The organism is Palleronia sp. THAF1 (assembly GCF_009363795.1).
Lineage (GTDB): Bacteria > Pseudomonadota > Alphaproteobacteria > Rhodobacterales > Rhodobacteraceae > Palleronia.
Window position 1 is genome coordinate 1,506,735 of record NZ_CP045420.1, and the last position, 19,411, is coordinate 1,526,145.

At 64.4% G+C, this 19,411-nt stretch carries 18 protein-coding genes; 5 read left to right on the plus strand and 13 right to left on the minus strand.

Annotation, left to right across the window (positions count from 1 at the left end):
* Window positions 1-17: 17 nt before the first annotated feature.
* Together lpxD and FIU81_RS07575 are read right to left on the minus strand one after the other, a co-directional pair.
* Window positions 18-1,106, minus strand: coding sequence for a UDP-3-O-(3-hydroxymyristoyl)glucosamine N-acyltransferase (gene lpxD / locus FIU81_RS07570; protein WP_124112975.1), 1,089 nt, complete (start codon window positions 1,104-1,106; stop codon window positions 18-20).
* Window positions 1,107-1,147: 41 nt separating this feature from the next.
* The gene (locus FIU81_RS07575; protein ID WP_254696026.1) at window positions 1,148-2,767 is read right to left on the minus strand and encodes a L,D-transpeptidase family protein; all 1,620 of its coding nucleotides are present in this window, start codon (window positions 2,765-2,767) and stop codon (window positions 1,148-1,150) included.
* A 322-nt stretch (window positions 2,768-3,089) separates the two neighbouring features.
* On the opposite strand from FIU81_RS07575, the gene FIU81_RS07580 reads away from it, so the two are divergent.
* Window positions 3,090-3,656 (plus strand): YcbK family protein, encoded by a 567-nt coding sequence (locus FIU81_RS07580; protein WP_124112977.1) that lies wholly within the window; start codon window positions 3,090-3,092, stop codon window positions 3,654-3,656.
* 47 nt (window positions 3,657-3,703) lie between these two features.
* Here the strand turns inward: FIU81_RS07580 and FIU81_RS07585 are convergent, their stop codons facing one another.
* The 5 genes from FIU81_RS07585 to trkA all read right to left on the minus strand — a co-directional run bounded on the left by FIU81_RS07585 (window position 3,704) and on the right by trkA (window position 8,706).
* Window positions 3,704-4,177 carry a GNAT family N-acetyltransferase gene (locus FIU81_RS07585; RefSeq protein ID WP_124112978.1) on the minus strand — a complete coding sequence of 158 codons (474 nt, stop codon included), beginning with the start codon at window positions 4,175-4,177 and terminating at the stop codon, window positions 3,704-3,706.
* The gene (gene hflX, locus FIU81_RS07590) at window positions 4,167-5,423 is read right to left on the minus strand and encodes a GTPase HflX (protein ID WP_124112979.1); all 1,257 of its coding nucleotides are present in this window, start codon (window positions 5,421-5,423) and stop codon (window positions 4,167-4,169) included. Before hflX ends, FIU81_RS07585 begins: the two co-directional genes overlap by 11 nt.
* A gap of 39 nt (window positions 5,424-5,462) precedes the next feature.
* Entirely contained in the window at window positions 5,463-5,708 is a 246-nt protein-coding gene (hfq, locus tag FIU81_RS07595; RefSeq protein WP_124112982.1) for an RNA chaperone Hfq, read from the minus strand.
* A gap of 113 nt (window positions 5,709-5,821) precedes the next feature.
* Window positions 5,822-7,330: a potassium transporter TrkG gene (locus FIU81_RS07600; RefSeq protein ID WP_124112984.1), complete on the minus strand. Its 1,509-nt coding sequence runs from the start codon at window positions 7,328-7,330 to the stop codon at window positions 5,822-5,824.
* Window positions 7,330-8,706, minus strand: a complete 1,377-nt coding sequence (gene trkA, locus FIU81_RS07605; RefSeq protein WP_124112986.1) for a Trk system potassium transporter TrkA — start codon at window positions 8,704-8,706, stop codon at window positions 7,330-7,332. Before trkA ends, FIU81_RS07600 begins: the two co-directional genes overlap by 1 nt.
* 110 nt (window positions 8,707-8,816) lie before the next feature.
* On the opposite strand from trkA, the gene FIU81_RS07610 reads away from it, so the two are divergent.
* Window positions 8,817-9,080 carry a DUF1289 domain-containing protein gene (locus tag FIU81_RS07610; RefSeq protein WP_124112989.1) on the plus strand — a complete coding sequence of 88 codons (264 nt, stop codon included), beginning with the start codon at window positions 8,817-8,819 and terminating at the stop codon, window positions 9,078-9,080.
* 11 nt (window positions 9,081-9,091) lie between these two features.
* On the opposite strand, the gene FIU81_RS07615 is transcribed toward FIU81_RS07610, so the two are convergent.
* The 6 genes from FIU81_RS07615 to dusB all read right to left on the minus strand — a co-directional run bounded on the left by FIU81_RS07615 (window position 9,092) and on the right by dusB (window position 17,113).
* Window positions 9,092-9,934, minus strand: coding sequence for an alpha/beta fold hydrolase (locus FIU81_RS07615; protein ID WP_124112991.1), 843 nt, complete (start codon window positions 9,932-9,934; stop codon window positions 9,092-9,094).
* Window positions 9,934-11,340, minus strand: coding sequence for a sigma-54-dependent transcriptional regulator (locus FIU81_RS07620; RefSeq protein ID WP_124112993.1), 1,407 nt, complete (start codon window positions 11,338-11,340; stop codon window positions 9,934-9,936). The genes FIU81_RS07615 and FIU81_RS07620 overlap by 1 nt, the downstream gene beginning before the upstream one ends.
* Window positions 11,325-13,595, minus strand: coding sequence for a sensor histidine kinase NtrY-like (locus FIU81_RS07625; RefSeq protein ID WP_124112995.1), 2,271 nt, complete (start codon window positions 13,593-13,595; stop codon window positions 11,325-11,327). Before FIU81_RS07625 ends, FIU81_RS07620 begins: the two co-directional genes overlap by 16 nt.
* A 105-nt stretch (window positions 13,596-13,700) precedes the next feature.
* The gene (locus FIU81_RS07630) at window positions 13,701-15,071 is read right to left on the minus strand and encodes a response regulator (protein WP_124112998.1); all 1,371 of its coding nucleotides are present in this window, start codon (window positions 15,069-15,071) and stop codon (window positions 13,701-13,703) included.
* Between the two features lie 3 nt (window positions 15,072-15,074).
* Entirely contained in the window at window positions 15,075-16,139 is a 1,065-nt protein-coding gene (locus FIU81_RS07635) for a two-component system sensor histidine kinase NtrB (protein ID WP_124113000.1), read from the minus strand.
* Complete coding sequence (gene dusB, locus FIU81_RS07640; RefSeq protein WP_413816228.1) at window positions 16,136-17,113, minus strand: tRNA dihydrouridine synthase DusB; 978 nt, start codon at window positions 17,111-17,113, stop codon at window positions 16,136-16,138. The genes FIU81_RS07635 and dusB overlap by 4 nt, the downstream gene beginning before the upstream one ends.
* Window positions 17,114-17,279: 166 nt before the next feature.
* Here dusB and FIU81_RS07645 point away from each other — a divergent pair, with 166 nt between their 5' ends.
* From FIU81_RS07645 to FIU81_RS07655, 3 genes are read left to right on the plus strand one after another with little or no spacing between them, the layout of a single operon-like run.
* Window positions 17,280-18,419: a bifunctional 2-C-methyl-D-erythritol 4-phosphate cytidylyltransferase/2-C-methyl-D-erythritol 2,4-cyclodiphosphate synthase gene (locus FIU81_RS07645; RefSeq protein WP_124113133.1), complete on the plus strand. Its 1,140-nt coding sequence runs from the start codon at window positions 17,280-17,282 to the stop codon at window positions 18,417-18,419.
* A complete protein-coding gene (locus FIU81_RS07650) occupies window positions 18,416-18,904 on the plus strand; it encodes a phosphatidylglycerophosphatase A (protein ID WP_124113004.1) in 489 nt (162 codons plus the stop codon). Before FIU81_RS07645 ends, FIU81_RS07650 begins: the two co-directional genes overlap by 4 nt.
* A complete protein-coding gene (locus FIU81_RS07655) occupies window positions 18,901-19,377 on the plus strand; it encodes a CinA family protein (protein WP_124113006.1) in 477 nt (158 codons plus the stop codon). Before FIU81_RS07650 ends, FIU81_RS07655 begins: the two co-directional genes overlap by 4 nt.
* The last annotated feature ends 34 nt before the right edge of the window (window positions 19,378-19,411 follow it).

Below are 19,411 nucleotides of genomic sequence, written 5' to 3' on the forward strand. Positions count from 1 at the left end.
GTTGCGTCGTGGCTGATCTAATGATCAGAGCCGCCTTTTGAAACCGCTTTGTCGCTGGTCAGGCGCGCCAGCATACGCGGCAGGCGGCGCAGGGCCTTGTACATGTCCACATGCTGATCCATCCGCACCGCCGGGTAGCCCATCATCACCCGCCCCGCAGGCACGTTCGACAGAACCTTGGTCCCGCCACCGAAGATCACGTCAGAGCCGATGGTCAGGTTATCGGCGATTCCCGTCGCCCCACCGCAAACCACCCGGTCGCCCAACACGGTCGAGCCCGCGATGCCGGTCATGGCGGCCGCCAGACAGTGCTCGCCCATGACGACGTTGTGGGCGATGTGGATCAGGTTATCGAGCTTGCAGCCGTTGCCGATCCGGGTCGCGCGAATGGTGCCGCGGTCAACACAGGTGTTCGCCCCGATCTCGACGTCGTCGCCGATGATGACGGTGCCAAGCGAATGGATACGAGTCCACGCCTGCTCGGTGATGTCTCCCTGATCACCCAGGCTCTCGCGCGCCTTCTCGACGCCGGACTTCTGCGGCGTCACGAAGGCCAGACCATCTGCACCGATCAAGGCGCCCGGTTGCAGGATGATACGGTCACCGATCTGCACGCGCGCGCCCACCTTGGCACCCTGAAGGATCAGGGCATCGTCACCGATCTGCGCACCCTCTGCGATACTGACGTGGGACGCGATGCGGGCGTTCGCGCCGATCCGCGCGCCTGCGCCAATGACGACGAGCGGTCCGATAGCCGCACCCTCTCCGATTTGGGCGGTATCATCGACGATGGCGGACGGGTGGATGCCAGGCGCGATCTGCGGGCCGGGATCGAAGACCGCCGTCAGATGCGCCATCGCCAGACGCGGACGCTGCACGAACAGGGCCGCTTTCAGGCCCAATGCGCGCCAATCCGCCCCTTCCCACAGGATCGCGGCCTGCGCTGCCCCCTCGCCCAGCCGTTCAGCGTAGGCAGGCTGCATGGCGAGTGCGAGATCGCTTTGGGTGGCATCCGCGGGCTCGGAGGCGCCGGTGATCACGATAGAACCGTCACCCTCCAGCCGAGCGGAAAGAGCGGTCGCGATATCGGAAATGGTGGTCTGCATGGTCGTCCCCGCCCTGTTTGTGGCCGGGGACGATACTAGGGTCAGCCGTCCGAAAGTGCCAGACGCGCCTGCGCGCGCGGCATGGTCACACCCTCTGCCTGCAGAGCGGACAGGATGCGCGCGTCACGACCGTAGATGTCGTCGCGATACTCCATCCCACCGCCCGGCTTGGCGATTGCCGTGCGGTAGACGATGTGGACCGGCAATGGATCCGCCAAATTCACCCGGCTGTTCTGGCCAGAGTTGAGATAACGGTTGAACGTCGCCTCGGGGCTTGGATCGTTCTGCAGTTCCAGCAACGCGTGACCAAACTCATACGGATCGTCCAGACGAATGCAGCCATGGCTGAAGGCACGGACAGTCTGGCTGAACAGGGACTGCGCGGGCGTGTCGTGCAGGTAGATGTTGTACTTGTTGGGGAACATGAACTTCACGCGACCCAGCGCATTGCGCGGTCCCGGCTTCTGCCGCATCGAGAACGGGAAGCTGCGCGCCGAATACTGGCTGAAGCTTCGGTTTCGACTAACGACCCGACCGTTCGACGCGATGATATCCAGATGCCCATGCGCGCCCGGATTGCGGCGCAGGCCCGGCAGGTACTCGTTCACGATGATCGAACGAGGCACGTACCAGTATGGATTGATGACCATGTGGTCCATCTCGTCGGAAAACTCCGGCGTTTCCTGACTGGACACATTCTTTCCGATCACCGACTTGGTCTCGAAGTAGACCTCTCCATCGACGACGATCTGCGCATGGAAATCGGTCAGGTTCACCCAGATGTGCCGGTCGCCCCGGTCGAAGTTCATCCAGCGCTCGCGCTCCATCGCGACAAGGACGGACCCAAGGCGATCCTCGGGCGAGACGTTCAGCTCTTCCAGCGTCTTGCCACCCACGACGCCATCGACGGCAAGGCCGTGATCGGTCTGGAACGCTTCTACGGCCTTCTGCATCGACGCGTCGAACACTTGGCTTGCTGAGCGATCCAGATACCCCATGGCGATCAAACGGTCGCGCAGACGCACGACTTCATCGCCCTGCGCGCCGCGTTCCAGCCGAGAGGCGCGCACAGGCTCTCCCCACGTGCCGTTGACGATGGCATCTTCCAGCGTCAGGCGCGCGCGGATCAAACGATTGTATTCTTGGCTTTGCGGGCCAAGGCGATCCATCACAGCGTAGGGACGGTCGCCAGAGATATCGCGCAAAAGGTCCAATCTCTGCGATTCGGGGACGGTCCGCTTGATGTCGCTGACCACACGGCCCGGCTCCAGAATACCGGTCGACATGTCGGACGCAAAACGCAGGAACAGCCGAGACAGTTCGACGTCCAGTTTCCCCATCTCACGCGGGGTGTCGGCGGCGCGCATCATCTGGCGGATGCGGTCAGCATCGTAGCGGTTGGCGGGAAGACCATGCAGCCCGGCCTTGTCGACGACCGCCAAGAAAGCGGCCCGCCTGGCGCGGTGCACAGCGTCATCACCGACCCAAAGGGGGGCGAACTTCGATTCGCGGTAGAACGCAGACAGCGCGTCATCTTCCGCAGCGGCGACCGCAATCGCTTGCGTGAAAGGCGTTACGGACTGCGCCGTAGCCGTGACGGGCGCGACAAGCGCAACAAAAGCGACGGTGGCAGCCAGCCGCTTCAAAATACCGGATTGCATCGAAATTCCCTTCTTAGACATCCCCACCCAACGCTAGAGACCGCCAAACCGTTGCACACAAGCGAGAATTGCAGCGTCAGAGGCTTGGTGAGCGCGCTCGTTACCAAAACAGCACGAAAATCCTTTCTGTGGACTCACGACCCCGTGATCTGTCGTTAAGCGAAAATTTGCCACTATGTGGGAACTTTTTTGAAGGTGGCCACAGGCCCCTTTCGTGAAGTCGTATCTCGTGGCATAGATTTCGAACGCTCAAGGGGACTCGGGCGACATCGCGGTCAACGCGGGACACGACGCAGGTTACTAGAAAACGGGACATTTCCACATGACGATCAAGCAGACCGGTCTGACCCGGCGCGCGCTGCTGGGCGCTTTCGCGGCCACAAGCGTCATCGCGGCACCCACCTACTCCAACGCATTCGGCATCCTTCGCGGTGCGGGCGATATTCGCCGGATCAAGATGTATTCGGGCCGTACGGGCGAGAGCATCGACACGATCTACTGGATCGAAGGCAACTACATCAAAGACGCGCTGGCCGAAGTGCACCACTTCATGCGCGACTGGCGCAACAACAAGGTCAGCGCGATCGACACGCGCACGATCGACATCATGGCCGCCAGCCACAACCTGATGGACACGGCAGAGCCCTACATGCTGATTTCCGGCTACCGCTCGCCCGAGACGAACAACATGCTGCGCGCCCGCTCGTCCGGCGTTGCGAAGAACTCGCGTCACCTGCGCGGTGAAGCTGCCGACCTGTCGATGAAGTCGCGCTCGGTGAACCAAATGTATCGCGCGGCTTCTGCCTGTGCGGCAGGCGGCGTCGGGCGCTACTCCTCGTCCAACTTCGTTCACATGGACTGTGGTCCCGTCCGCTCTTGGGGCCGGTAAGGCCAGCCATCGGATCCGTCGATGAAGCCCGCCACACGCGGGCTTTTTCATGCGCGGTCGAGCGTGAGGACCTTGTGTACGCGTCCGTCTTCCTCGCGCTCCATCACAAACCCCATGGCGTCGTAATAGCCCAAGCCTTCGGCGTTGCTGGTCGTGATGGCCGCGTCGATTCGGGTAAGGCCCGCGTCGAGCGCCGCCTGCAGGCTATGCGCCATCATCTTGCGCCCCACACCATTCCCAGCCGCGTCGGGGTGGACGTGGGTGCCGATGTAACCGTCGCCCTCTGCCACGTCGAACGGACGGTCTGATCCCGCACGGTTGAGGATCTGAATCCCGACGATTCGGCCATCTAGCTCTGCCACGACCGTCGAAATCGGGCCGTCGCTCAGATACTCCGACCGCACGAAGTCCTCATCCGATGGGCGCGTCCGCTTTCCCGCCGCCGTCAGGGCTTGCAGCATGGCGGAAACGCCCGGTGCATCCGCCGGTGTCCCTGCGCGGACGAAAACATCAGATGTCATGGAAGGCCCTTGCTTGCCTGCGCGTCCAGTTCACCGTGACATGCAGCCCGTCTTCGCCCTGCCGCTCGTCTTCGACGACGCCCTGCTCGTACAGCCATGCACGCCGCTTGCCAGCGCTGAACGGCAGCGCCAACTCCTTGCGAGACCGCTTTTCGTCCAGCGCGTCCTCGATGGCATCCAACAGGTCCGGCACGCCATCGCCGGTCAGGGCCGATACCGTCTCAACCTCATCCCGGCGTTCGGCGGTCTTGATCAGCGTGGATCGATCCTCTGGCGAAAGCTGGTCCGTCTTGTTCCAGACCTCGATCAACGGCACGTCATCCGACACACCCAGATCGCCCAGAATGCGCATAACATCTTCGGCCTGCTCTTCCGTGCCCGCGTGGCTAATATCGCGCACATGGACGATCAGATCGGCGGCCAAGACCTCTTCCAGCGTGGCGCGGAAGGCCGCGACAAGCTGCGTCGGCAGGTTGGAAATGAAGCCCACCGTATCCGACAGAATCACCTGCTTGCCCGCCGGCATCTCGACGGCGCGCATCGTGGGGTCGAGCGTGGCGAACAGCATGTCTTCCGCCATCACCTCTGCGCCAGTCATGCGATTGAACAGCGTGGATTTGCCCGCGTTCGTATAGCCGACCAGCGCGACAATGGGGAACGGCACCTTCGCGCGCGCGGCGCGGTGCAGTTCCCGCGTTTTCACAACTTTCTCCAGTTGCTTCTTCAGCCGGTTCAATTGCTCGTCGATGGCGCGGCGGTCCGCCTCGATCTGCGTTTCGCCGGGACCACCGACGAAGCCAAGGCCACCGCGCTGCCGTTCAAGGTGCGTCCAGGCACGAACAAGGCGCGTGCGCTGGTAAGACAGGTGCGCCATCTCGACCTGCAGCACACCTTCGCGGGTGCGCGCACGGTCGCTGAAGATCTCCAGGATCAGGCCCGTCCTGTCCAGAAGCTTGGTGCCCCAAGCCTTTTCCAAATTGCGTTGCTGCACCGGAGAGACCGGGCCGTCGATCAAGACAAGGCCGATATCCTCGGCCTCGATATGCTGGCGCAGTTCTTCCATCTTGCCGGTGCCGAACAGGTGGCCGGGATGGGCGCGCGGCAGGCGCACGACCTGCCCGCCCATCACGTCCAATCCCGGCAGCGCATGTGCCAGAGAGATTGCTTCTTCCAGCGCGGGCTGCGGCTCACGCCGATCGCGCTCTGTCTGAATGTCGGGGTGCAGAACCCATGCGTTTGTGGTCATGCTGGCGAACGCACGGAGACCCCGTGCGGTTTCGCGAAATCACGCACCGGGATCGGTATCGCCATCATACAGCTGAATCGGCTGGCTGGGCATGATCGTCGAGATCGCGCCCTTGAACACCAGCTGCGATTGCCCGTCGCGGCGCAACAGCACGCAAAAATTGTCGAACCACGTGATGACACCCTGCAGCTTGACGCCGTTGATCAGAAAGATCGTCACGGGCACCTTCGTCTTGCGAACGTGGTTCAGGAATGTCTCTTGCAGATTTTGCTTTTCGCCGGCCATGCGAACACCGTCCCTAAATTATAGTCTTTTTATTCCCGCGCTTGATCGGCGGTTGGTGACGGGGGGCATTATGAAGGGCAAGCGCTTGAGAGGCCAGACAAAACTTGAACGGATCAGGCGCGCCAGAAATCGCGGTTGAACAAAGCAACGATCGCCAGCGTCTCCATCCGCCCCAGAACCATGACGAAGGCCAGGATAACCCGCGCGGCAAGGCCCTGATCGGCGTAAAGGATCGGCGCGCCGCCGCCGACGTCGGCCAACGGCCCGGTGTTCGACAGCGCCGCGACCGACAGAACCATCGCCTCCTCGAAGCCAAGTCCTGCTAAAGTCAAAGCCGCCATGGTCACGGCAAGAACGATGGCAAACAGCATGAAAAAGATCCACGCAACGAACGCACCCTCGCGCCGCAGCCTGCGTCCGCGCGATCCCGATCCGCCGATGGAATTGGGATAGACCAGCCGCCCCATCTCTCGCGCGCCGTGTTTGTAGAGCGCATAGATACGCAAAAGCTTCACCCCGCCTGCGGTGGTCGCGACGCCGCCCCCCAGCAGCGCCAGCCCGATCAGGACCAGCCCCGGCGTGGGCAAACCGGACCAGAAGCGCGCATCCTCGAAAGAGCTGCTCTCAAACCCGGTCGTGGTCAGAAAACTGAGCGTCGTGAAGGTTGCCCCCCACAGCGCCTGAATGGCCGCCCCCAGGTCATCCTGCCCCTCGTTCTCGATCGAGCCAAGAAAGTGGCGCAGGAACAGGAAGGCGGGCACCATGACGACTAGGATCGCCGCTAGGCGTATCTCGGGGTCCTTCAGCAGCACACCCCGCTCGCGATTGATGAAGTCGTTGCGGAAGGTCAGGCGCGACACGCCGAAGATCAGGAAGACGAAGATCAGCATTTCGGGCAGAATCGTCTCTCCGCGCCAGCCGCCCGGCACGATGCCAGAGGTCGACATCGTGGACATGGCAAGGATCGCACCGGTCGTACCGCTGGTGCCTGTCAGCGCAAGTCCGATCCACAGGATCAACGTCAGGCCTGCGTAGATCGGGGCAAGGCGCACGGCATAGCGTCTTAACCGTTCTCCGGGCCGAACCGCCCGCCTCTCGCGTAACGCGGTGCGGCCCGCAGCCGTCAAATCGGTCGCCACAACCTCGAAGCCACCCAGGTTCAACGGTGCAAGGATCGCCAGCGCGGACACCCAGAACAGCAGCCCGCCCATCCAACCGACCATCGCCCGCCACAGGTGCAAAGTCGGGGGCAATTGCCCCTCGCCGGGATACAGCGTGGCGCCGGTGGTGGTCAGGCAAGAGATCATCTCGAACCAAGCGTTGCCGATATATGCGTCCCCAAGGGCCTCTCGGAATGGCACCGCCAGCATCAAGGGCAGCAGCACCAAAGCGCCAACCAGTCCTGTCAGCTGCGCGCGGGTCGAGCCTTCGCGCCCTCGCGTGCCCAACGCGACGGCAAGGAACGCGAACAGGATCAGGAACACGATGCCGGAATAAAAGAACGAGCGTGCGGTGTGCAGGTAGCGCAGCTGGTAGGCGTGGATCGCGGGCGCGAACATCGCTGCCGCGCCCAGCCCCTGCAGGATCAGCAGGAACGGCAGCCGCTGAAGGGTGCGACGCATCAGAAGAAGTCGATCGCGACCTGGAACAGCCGCTCGACCGCCGGGACATCCGCCGCCAGCGCGAAGATCACGATGATATCGCTTTCCTCGATCCGCGTCGTCCCGGTCGGCTTGACGATCTTGCCGCCCTTTTGCACCGCGCCCACCAAAGCACCTTCCGGGAAGTCGATGTCGCGGATCAGCTGGCCCGCGATGGGAGAGGTGGACAGCACCTGCGCCTCGATGACCTCTGCCTCTGCATCACCGACGGAATAGACGTTGCGCACCCGTCCGTGGCGCACGTGACGCAGGATCGACGACACGGTGGTCGCGCGCGGATTGACGAAGGCGTCGATTCCCAAGGGCCGCATGAGGCCCTGAAGCGACGGGTCGTTGACAAGGCAGACGGCCATCTTCGCGCCGGCCTGCTTTGCGCGCACGGCGGCCAGAAGGTTGGTCTTGTCGTCATCGGTCACGCACAGGATCGAATCGGCCTTTCCTATAGAGGCCTCATCGAGCAGTTCCCGCTTCAGCCCGTCGCCGTTAAGCACGATGGTGCGTTCCAGAACGTCGGCGGCGCGCTCGGCGGTGCGGCGGTCCTTCTCGATCATCCGGACGCGCACACGCCACTCTGGCCCTTCAAGCTGCTGCGCGACCATCAGACCCACGTTACCGCCGCCAAGGATCACCACACGGTCCTGTTTGGTGACAGCTTTGCCGAAGATATCCAGCACGCGATCCTTGTCGTCGCGGTGGGCCAGAACATAGATGTCGTCACCAGCGAACAACTGATCGCCCGGCTCCGGCGCGAACAGCTGACCGGACCGGCGTACGCCGACAACAATTGCGCGCAGGGTCGAGAACAGGTCGGTCAACTGCTTCAACGGCGTGTTCAGCACCGGGCAGTCATCGGTCAGCCCTATCCCCAGAAGCTGCACGCGGCCTTCCATGAATAGCTGCGTGTCGAAAGCCGAGGGTGAGGACAGACGGCGCAAAGCGGCCTCGGCGACCTCTTTCTCGGGGCTGATCACCACGTCGATGGGCAGGTGGTCGCGGCGGTAAAGGTCCGAATAGATCGCATCCAGATAACTTTGCGCCCGAAGGCGTGCGATCTTGCGCGGCACGGCAAAGACCGAATGGGCGACCTGACAAGTGACCATGTTCACCTCGTCCGAATGGGTCGCGGCGATGATCATGTCGGCGTCTCGCGCACCCGCGCGATCCAGCACGTCAGGATAGCTTGCATGTCCCGCAATCCCCTGCACGTCCAGCGTATCGGTGGCCTGCCGCACAAGATCGGCATTGTTGTCGACGACGGTGACGTCGTTCTGCTCACCGGCCAGGTGCCGGGCGATTTGCCAGCCGACCTGACCCGCACCGCAGATGATGATTTGCATGGGAACACTCTTTTGCGCGTGGCGTGGCGGTTTCGCGCTTGTCGCATGGGGCCATGGGGCGTTCAAGCGCGGGGCGTTGCGTATGGCTGCGGCATCCCCACTTGTGGGCCATGACCAAATTCAAGACCCTCCCCAGCCCCTGCATCGGCGTCTGCACCTTCAAGCGGCAGGGACACTGCATCGCCTGCTCGATGACAAAGGAGCAGAAAAAGCTGGTGAAGCGGCTCAAGAAGCCCACGCAGCGCGATGCGTTCCTGACCCTGCTGATCCACCAGCAGCGCAGCTTGGGGCGCTACGCACATTGGCGCGCGGCCTATCTGAAGAAGCTGGCGAAGAAAGACCGCCCGGTGCCACCGCTGCTGCGCAATACTTAAGGTCGTTAATCTTAGTCCGACAGGAACCGTTCCAGAACGGGGTGGAAAAGCTCGGGCCGTTCGCGCATGGGCCAATGGCCCGTCGGCAAAGCCAGGTAGCGCGCGTCTGGAATCACCTCTTGCGCGTCGCGGACGCGGTGCGCCGGCACCAGCCGGTCCGCCGTGCCCGCGACCAACAACGTGGGCGCGGTGATCCGGCCCAGTTCGGGCGTCAGATCCGATTGCAGCGAGCTTCGGTGCAGTTCAGCGGCCAGAAAGCTGTCGAAGCTGCGCCGGTGCATCTGGTCCTGCGCGGTGCGACGCAACTCGGCCACGGCCTTGCGACTGACACGCCCCGGATCGCCATAACTCATCGCCAGACCAAGCCGAGCCAGCCGGTCCGACGTGGCAGCGGCGCGGTAGGCCAGCGCCACGCCGCCTGCACGGAAGAAGGCGTAAGCCGCCGGATGGAACGGCGCGCGCGGCATCAGACCGTAGGCGCAGACCGGCACCAGCCGTCGCACCCGGTCCGGCGCATGGATCGCGACCCACAGCGCCATGCCGCCGCCCATGGACACGCCACCCAGATCGACGCGCTCCAATTCCAGCGCATCAAGGAAGTCGACCGTCCACGCGCCCAGATCGGACAGGCTGCACGGATCGCACAGCGCGTCGCTGTCGCCGTATCCGGGCAAGTCCGGGACGATAACGCGGCGGTGGTCACGCATGGCCGCGACGGTCAGCCGCCACGTCAGCTCCGCATGATCGAACCCCGCGCCGTGCAGCAGCACCAAAGGCGGCGCGTCGCGCGGTCCTTCATCCACATAGGCGACGCGGCGGTTCAATACCCGCGTCGCACGGTCGGTAAAGGGCATCAGCCGACGGGCTGTTCGTCGAGATGCGCGATCCGCGCGCCCTGCTTCGAAGTCGTCACGACCCCCAAAGACTTCAATTTGCGGTGCAGGGCCGAACGCTCCATGCCGACGAAGTTCGCCGTGCGGCTGATGTTGCCGCCAAAGCGGTTGATCTGCGTCAGCAGATACTCCCGCTCGAACAATTCGCGCGCCTCGCGCAGCGGCAGCATCGCCAGCGAGCCGGACAGCACGACGCGGCCTTGCTCCTCGGACGGACCCGCTTCGGACCCCGGGAGTTCGGCGGCAGTAATATCGCCCTTGTCCTCGCCCAGGATCAGCACCCGTTCGACCATGTTCTTCAACTGCCGCACGTTGCCGGGCCAGATCATCGTCTGCAGCATGGCCTGCGCTTCTTCCGACAGACGGCGCAGCGGCAGACCCTGCGTGCGATTGAACATCGACAGGAAAAATTCGGCCAGTTCGGGAATATCCTCACGCCGGTCGTCCAAAGCCGGGACCTCGATCGGAACGACGGCAAGGCGGTGGTACAGTTCCTGCCGGAACATTCCTTCTTCCGCCAGCGCCGCCAGATCGCGGTTGGTGGAGGAGATAACGCGGATGTCGACCTTCACCTTCTCCGTTCCACCGACACGGGTAAACGCCTGATCCACCAGCACACGCAGGATCTTCGACTGGGTGCCCAGCGGCATATCCGCGATCTCATCAAAGAACAGCACACCGCCGTCGGCCTCTTCCAGCAAGCCCGGCTCGGACCCGCGCTCGGTCTCGCGGCCGAACAGCACTTCTTCCATGCGATCCGGCTCGATGGCGGCAGCGCCGACGGTGATGAAGGGAAAATCAGCGCGGCCTGAATTGGCATGGATGTAACGCGCGGCCAACTCCTTGCCGGAGCCGGACGGCCCCGTCAGCATCACCCGCCCGTTCGAACGCGTGACCTTGTCCAGAGACGCCTTCAGCCCCCGGAAGGCCGGGCTAGAGCCAATCAGCTCCGGCGGCTCGACATCGCGCCGCTTCAGCTCAACATTTTCGCGGCGCAGCTTCGACGTTTCCATCGCCCGCCCGATCACGACCATCAACTGATCGATGTTGAACGGCTTTTCGATGTAATCGTAGGCGCCCTGCTTGATGGCGGCGACGGCGATTTCGATGTTGCCGTGACCCGAGATGATGATGACCGGCATCCCCGGATAATCGCGCTTGGCGATCTTCAGGATGTCGATCCCGTCCATATCGGAATCCTTCAGCCAGATGTCCAGGATCATCATGGCGGGGGGCGATTTCTCGATCTCGGCCATGCAGTCGTGGCTGTTGGCCGCGCGCCTGCAGGTATAGCCCTCGTCTTCCAAGATATCACCGATCAACTCGCGAATATCGCGCTCGTCGTCCACGATCAGGATGTCGCCCATAGCTTTTCCGCCTCCGTTTCTTGGGGTTGTCCCGGCTCTGCGGCCGGCAGTCTAATTTCCGCGCGGGCACCGCAATGAGCGCCCGGTGCGAAGGGATCCGCGTCGGTCAGCACCAGCGTGCCGCCGTGTTCTTCGATGATCTTCTTGACGATGGGCAGGCCAAGGCCGGTGCCCTCGTCGCGCGTGGTCACGTAGGGCTCGAACAGGCGCGCGCGGTCTTCGGGAAGGCCGATGCCGTTGTCCTGAATGGTGATCAGAGCGGTGCCGTCGTTCACGCCCATGGCGATGCGCAGTTCCGGCTGGTAGCCCTCTGGTGCGCGTCCCGCCTTTACCAGACTTTCCGTCGCCTCGCCTGCGTTCTTGATCAGGTTCGTCAGCGCCTGCCCGATCATCGCGTCGTCGATATCCGCCGTGACCTTGGCATTCGGCAGATCAGAGGTGATCTTGACCCCTTCCTGCCCCGCCTGTTGCAGCAGCACGGCAGAGGCGACGATCTCCGTCAGGTCTTGACTGCGCCGCTCCGGCTCCGGCATCCGGGCGAACTGACTGAATTCATTAACGATCCGGCGCAGACCTTCGGCCTGCCGCACGATAACCTCGGTCATCTGCTCCAGCTTTTCGGGGTCGCTAACTTCAGAGCCGAACTTGCGCTGGATGCGCCCCGCCGACAGCTGGATCGGGGTCAGCGGGTTCTTGATCTCATGCGCGATGCGGCGGGCCACGTCACCCCAAGCCGCCATTCGCTGCGCCGACACAAGGTCCGTCACATCGTCGAAAGCGACCACGTAGCCTTCCAGCGTGCCGTCCTCTGCCCGGCGGGTCGCCATGCGCACCAACAGGCTTTCCAGCACGCCCGCACGGCTGACGCGCACCTCGTCCTGCACCGCCTCGTCACGGGTGTCGCGCAGACGCTCATACAGGCCGCCGAACTCCGGCACCGCGACCGACAGCGGCACCGCCTGCCCCGCGCTTTCGTCCAGTTGCAGCAGACGTTCGGCGGAGCGGTTCACGAAGGTCACGCGCCCGTCCGCGTCCAACCCGACGACGCCAGCCGTGACCGACGACAGCACACTATCGAACAGCCGTCGACGCCGGTCGATCTGGTCGTTCGTTTCCAGCAAGGTCTGGCGCTGCGCCCGCAGTTGCAGCGTCATCTGATTGAACATGCGGCCCAGCGTCGAAATCTCGTCGTCGCCATCATCCTCGCGCACGCGCACGTCCAGATCGCCCGCACCGACGGCTTCCGCCGCGCCCGCCAGCCGCCCGATGGGGCGCGACAGACGTTCGGCGAACCACAGGCCCAGCCACACGGCGGCGAGGATCAGGATGACCGCAAAGCCCAGATACAGCAGGCCGAACTCGAACAGCAGACGCCCGCGATCCGCTTCCAACTGGTTGTAAAGACGCACGGAATCCTGCGTGTCGTCCAGCAACGCCAGCAGGTCGCCGTCCACGTCGCGGCTGACATAAAGAAAACGATCGCCCTCTTCCTCGATCGGCAGCAGCGCGCGGAACTCGTTGATGGCCCAGTCTTCGATGATGACGGTCTCGCCGGCAGTCGCGGCGGCGATGGCGGTGGCGTCGGGTTCTTCATAGTCGAACAGATACGACCCCTCGCCCCGCGCGCGGATCTCGCCCTCTCCGTCGATCACATAGGCTTCGCGCAGGCCGCGCTGGATCTGTGCCTGCCCCTGCCCCAGCAACCGCCGCATCTCTCCATCCGTCAGTACGAACGGTCCGCTTTGCGCGGCAGCCAGATAGCGGGCCAGCGCCTCGGCGTCTTCGGACAAGCTGATGCGCTGTTCGTCCTCATAGGCCTCTGCCGCGGCCAAAGACGCGCCGACGACCGCGCGTACGCGGTCCGAGAACCAGCCTTCCAACCCGAAGTTGACCGTCAGCACAGCGAAGATGGCGACTGTGATCGTCGGCACCATGGCGATCAGCGCGAAAACGCCCGTCAGTCGCAGGTGCAGCCGCGATCCGGCCGATTGCGCCCGCCGCGCTGCGATCATGCGCACCACGGCCATCACCACCAGCGCCGCCAAGGCGATCACGTAGATCAGATCCGCCAACAACACGAGGCGCAGCGACGTGGCCGCCGTGCCCGCGTCCAAGGGACCGAGGATCAGGTAAGTAACGAATGCCAGCACCGGTCCCAGCACCACGAGCCCGATGGTCGTGGCGTTCTGAAGACGTTTCCGCCGACGCAAACGCGCCAGCCGGTCCCAGCTGAGCATCCGCATAGGATGCGCCATGGGCGACCCCCGAAAATTGTGGCGCGTTTGCCGCGCCGTTACCGCTCGGGCATGGCTTTGTCGGATCGGGGTCTTTTGCCCCGGCGCCACGCTCCTGTTGCAGCTTTACATCAATTTGCGGCGGCGTGTCACGTGAATATCGAGGTCTGTGATCTTCTTTCGCAACGTATTGCGGTTGATTCCCAGAAGATCGGCGCATTTCGCCTGATTGCCGGCGGTCGCGTCCAGCGCGATCTCGATCAGCGGTGTTTCCAGCTCGCGCAGCATCCGTTGATACAGACCCGGTGGCGGCAGCACATTGCCGTGCAGGTCGAAGTAGCGGCGGATGTGGCGCGCGATGGCTGCTTGCAGGCGGTCCCCGTCACCGCCACCGCGCAGGGGCTCCATCGCGGGCTGGTTGCCCAGAACGGCCTCCGCCTCGTCTCGGGTGATCTCGCCCTCTCCGCCCGTCAGTGTCAGGCGGCGCACCGTGTTCTCCAGCTGGCGCACGTTGCCGGGCCAGGAATAGCGCCGGATCAGCGTCATCGCGTCGTCCGAAAAGCCCCGCCGCGCGTTACCAGCCGCTTCGGCGCGGGCCAGAAAGTGTTCGGCCAGAAGGGGAATATCCTCGACCCGTTCCCGCAAGGACGGCACCGCAAGGGTGACGCCGGAGAGCCGGTAGAACAGGTCCTGTCGGAAGCGTCCCTGCTCCAGCGCTTGGGTCAGATCGGTCTGGCTGGTCGCCATGATGCGCGGCGCGGTATCGCCCAGCGCGTCCAGCATCCGCACGATACGCAGTTGTACGATCTCGTCCAGATCGCCGACCTCATCCAATAGGATCGTGCCGCCCCGTGCGCGGGACAGAACGGCAGACGGGCCATCCGCGCCTTCGAAATCTGCGGCGGTCGCCACCACGAAGGGCTGCGTGCGACGGTCCGAGAAATCATGCACCGCCCGCGCCGTCAGCGACTTGCCCGTGCCGCTTTCGCCCGTGATCAGAACCGGCAGATCGGTGTTCATCACCCGCGCGACCAGACGATACAGCTCCTGCATCGCGGGTGTGCGCCCCACCAGCGGCAGATCGCTTTGGGCGGCACTGGGCGCCCCCGGCTCTGGCGGGGGTGAGGTCCGGCGCGGCGCATCCAGCGCGCGGGCCGCACGTTTCATAAGGTCGGGCAGATCGAAGGGCTTGGGCAGGTAGTCGAAGGCATCCGCCTCTGCCGCCTGGATCGCCGTCATGATCGTGTTCTGGGCCGAGATCACGATGACCGGAAGACCGGGGCGCGCCGAACTGATCTTCGGAAGCGCTTCCAGCCCGTTACCGTCGGGCATGACCACATCAGAAATCACCAGATCGCCCTTCCCCTCATCCACCCAGCGCATCAGCGTCACCATCGACGCGGTCGCATGCACCTTGCAGCCCGCACGCGTCAGCGCCTGTGTCAGAACGGTGCGGATGGTGCGGTCGTCGTCGGCGACAAGAACGGTGCCGTCCATGGGTTACTCCGGATCAGTTGGGACAAGGGGCAATGACAAGCGGAAGGCGGTGCGGCCCGGGTGGCTCTCTACCGCGATAAGGCCATCGTGTTCGGACACGATCTTCGACACCAAGGCGAGGCCGAGGCCCGTGCCGTTTTCCTTGCCGGACACGAAGGGATCGAACACCGCGTCCGTCAGGTCCGGCGGCAGGCCGGGACCATCGTCGATGATCTCGACCTGCAACGGAACACGCGCGCCGGTGCCGTCCGGGCGGCGGACGCGCAGCCCGTGGTCGTAGAACGTCCGAATGGTGATCGTGCCGCCCTGCGGCGATGCTTCGGCAGCGTTCTTGATCAGGTTCGACAGGACCTGCAGCATTTGGTCGGCATCCACATAGGCCGCAGGCAAGGACGGATCGTAATCCTCGACCAACTGCATATGCGCGGCGAAACCCAGCGCCGCCGACTTTCGCGCCCGATCCAGCAGGTCGTGCAGGTTCACCGGCTTGCGCGCAGGCGGGCGCAGGTTGCCGAACTGCTCAACCTGATCGATCAGGGCCGCCACGCGCCGCGTCTCTTCCACGATCAGATCGGTCAGCTCTCGATCCGGGCCGCTTAACCCCATCGACAAAAGCTGCGCCGCCCCAGTGATGCCAGCTAGGGGGTTCTTGATCTCATGCGCCAACATCTCTGCCATGCCGATCGCCGACCGCACGGACGACCGGGGGTTTCCGGCGTTGACCAGCCGCCCCGCCATCTGCTTCGGCGTCAGCAGGATCAGCACACACCCATCAGAGCGTAGCACCGGCGCGATCTTGACGTTGCACACCTCTGGCGCGCGATGCCCCGGCCCCACGTCCACCGTGTTGACGAACAGCGCAGAGCCCTGGAACCGCACCCGCTTGAAAGCGTCGTCCAGCGGGGCGTCGATGAACACCCGGTCGAAGAACGGTGCGCCTTTCAGCGCCTTCAATGAGGCATTCAGGAAGTCTTCCGCCGCCGCGTTCACCTCGACGATCAGATCATCCGCATCGACCACGAAGGCAGGCACGGGGATAGACGCCCAGATCGCGGCGCCATCGGTCATGCCGCCACCGCCGCGTTGAAAGCATCGGGCAACAGCCGCAAGATGACCTGGGGCTCCTCTGCCGTCAGCACCGCACGTTTGAGCGGCGTGCCGGGAACGGCGGCATCCAGATACCACCCCAAGTGCTTGCGCACGACCTTTGTGCCCAGCGTCTTCCCGTAGAAGCTGCACGACGCTTCAACGTGTCCAGCAATCAGGTCGATCAGGTCCGACCCTTGCGGGATACGCGGCGCGGGCGCACCGTACAGCGCCGCCGCGATCTCTGCGATGCGCCACGGGCGCCCCTGTATGCCGCGCCCGACCATGACGCCATCGGCTCCGCTGGCGGCCAGTGCTTTGTGCGCGTCGGATGGCGTCACGATGTCACCATTGGCGATAACCGGTACGTGCACCGCGTCCTTCACGGGACGGATCGCCGCCCAATCGGCGCGGCCCTTGTAGAACTGGCATCGCGTGCGCCCGTGAACTGTGATCATCCGCACGCCCGCCGCCTCTACCCGCTGCGCAATAGCGGCAGCGTTCAGTTGAGCATCATCCCAGCCCAGTCGCATCTTCAGCGTCACCGGCACATCGACCGCATTCACTACCGCTTCGATCAGGGACAACGCGTGGTCCGGCTCACGCATCAGCGCCGAGCCCGACAGTCCATTCGTCACCTTCTTGGCCGGACAGCCCATGTTGATATCGATGATCCGCGCGCCCGCAGCTTCGACCCGGCGGGCAGCCTCGGCCATCCAATGCGCCTCTCGCCCCGCGATCTGGACAGAGGTGCGGGCACGGGCCAGTCCCAGTTCTGCCCGCTCGACCGTTCCCGCGCGGCCTTGCACCATCTCTTGGCTGGCGACCATCTCTGACACAACCAGTCCCGCGCCGAAGCCCGCAACGATGTCGCGGAACGGCAAATCGGTTATACCGGCCATGGGGGCCAGGAAGACCGGGGGCGTCAGCCCCAAAGAAGCGAGTGCGTCGGACAATTTAGATCGGCTCCTGCCTAATCCTTGTGCGTCTGCCCAATCGCTTATCGGTGCAGGCGCTGGATGGCAATTTGCACCTGCGCGCTTTCCGGTGGAAAACAAAGGCTGCACAAATCTCAGGCAGATGGACTTGGGAGAGCGGGGCGAAGGGGCCAACATGGCGGATCTGAAGGTTGCAGCGGTGATCGTCGCGGCAGGGCGCGGAACACGCGCGGGCGGCGGCGTGCCGAAGCAATGGCGCGACCTTGGCGGGCTGACCGTCGCGGCGCGCAGTATCGCGGCGTTTCGCAATCATCCACGCGTCGGGCGTGTCGTTCTGGTGCTGCACCCAGATGACATGGGGCTGGCCGCGGGCTGGTTGGGACATGCCGACATGGCTGTCGTCGCCGGCGGGGCCACACGCGCGCAATCCGTCGGCGCGGGGCTGGCGGCGCTGGCGGAAGACACACCGGATCGCGTGCTGATCCACGACGTCGCGCGCCCACTGGTCTCTGCCATGCTCATCGACCGGGTGATCGACGCGCTGGATACCGCACCCGGCGCGGCCCCCGCGCTCGCCGTGACGGATGCGCTGTGGACGGGCGACGCTGGCCGCGTCACCGGGACGCAGGATCGCGAAGGCCTGTGGCGCGCGCAGACCCCGCAGGGCTTCCACTTCGCCCCGATCCTTGCCGCCCATCGGACCGCGCCCGCCGATGCCGCCGATGATGTGGCCGTCGCCCGCGCCGCCGGGCTGGACGTTTCCATCGTCGAGGGCGAAGAGAGGAACCTGAAGATCACCGCCGCGACGGATTTTGCGCGCGCGGAAAGCTACTTGGGGGACGCCATGGATATCCGCTGCGGCAACGGCTTCGACGTGCACGCCTTCACCGAAGGCGACGCCGTGATCCTGTGCGGCGTCAGCATCCCCCATACCCATGCCCTGCTGGGCCATTCCGATGCCGACGTGGGCATGCACACCGTCACTGACGCCATCTACGGTGCGCTGGCCGAGGGCGACATCGGCCGCCATTTCCCGCCCTTCGATCCGCAGTGGAAAGGCGCCGCGTCCGACATCTTCTTGCGCCACGCGGCGGAACTGGCGGTAAGCCGCGGGTTTGTAGTGTCGAACGTGGACCTGACGCTGATTTGCGAAGCGCCCAAGATCGGACCGCACGCTATCGCGATGGCGCAAACGCTGGCACAGATCATCGGGATCGACGCCGACCGCGTGTCCGTCAAGGCCACCACAAGCGAAGGTCTGGGATTTCCGGGCCGCAAGGAAGGGATCGCCGCAATGGCCACCGTAACGCTGGTTTCCGCATGAGCCGGATCATCGCCACCTTCTTCTACTCGGGCCTGCTGAAGCCTGCACCGGGCACATGGGGTTCGCTCGCCGCCTTGCCCGCGTTCTACATCCTGCACGTGTTGGGCGGGCCGATCCTGTGCATCATCGGCATCGCTGTCGTCTTCGCCGCAGGGCTGTGGGCCACCGGCGTGCAGACCGCATCGGGCGACGTGAAAGACCCCGGCTGGATCGTCATCGACGAGGTGGCGGGCCAGTGGATTGCCCTGTTGCCGCTGTCGCTGGGCGCTGCGCATGTGAACATGCCCATTACCGCCCTCTGGCCCGGCTGGATCGCGGCCTTCCTGCTGTTTCGCCTGTTCGACATCTGGAAGCCCGGCCCCATCGGCTGGGCGGATCGCAAGGGCGGCCCCATGGGCGTGATGCTGGATGACGTGATCGCCGGCGTCTTCGCCGCGATCTGCGTGGTGATCCTGGCGGCGATCGCGCACGGACTTTTGGTGTGAGCCTCGCCGCGCAACTTCTTGATGAGGCACGCAGAAAGGGCGTTCGGATCGCGACGGCGGAAAGCTGTACGGGCGGCCTGATCTCTGCCGCGATCACGGATCCTGCAGGCGCATCGGACGTGTTCGACTACGGCTTCGTTACTTATTCCAACGGTGCGAAACAGAAGCTGCTCGGCGTCTGGTCCGAGACGCTGGAGATGTTCGGCGCCGTCTCGGAAGAGGTCGCGCGCGAGATGGCGCGCGGCGCACGGACCCGCGCGCGCGCGACAATTGCGGTGTCGGTCACGGGCATCGCCGGGCCCGGTGGATCGGAAACGAAACCGGAGGGCCGCGTTTGCTTCGGCCTGTCCGGGCCGCGCGGCACGCGGACCGAAACGGTCGAGTTCGGCGCATTGGGCCGCGACCAGGTGCGCGCGGCGACACGGGATCACGCGCTGGAATTGCTGCTGGCAGAGGTTCGCGCGCTGCCCTGATCGGCGGCAAGCACAGCTATACGCGCCCAAATAT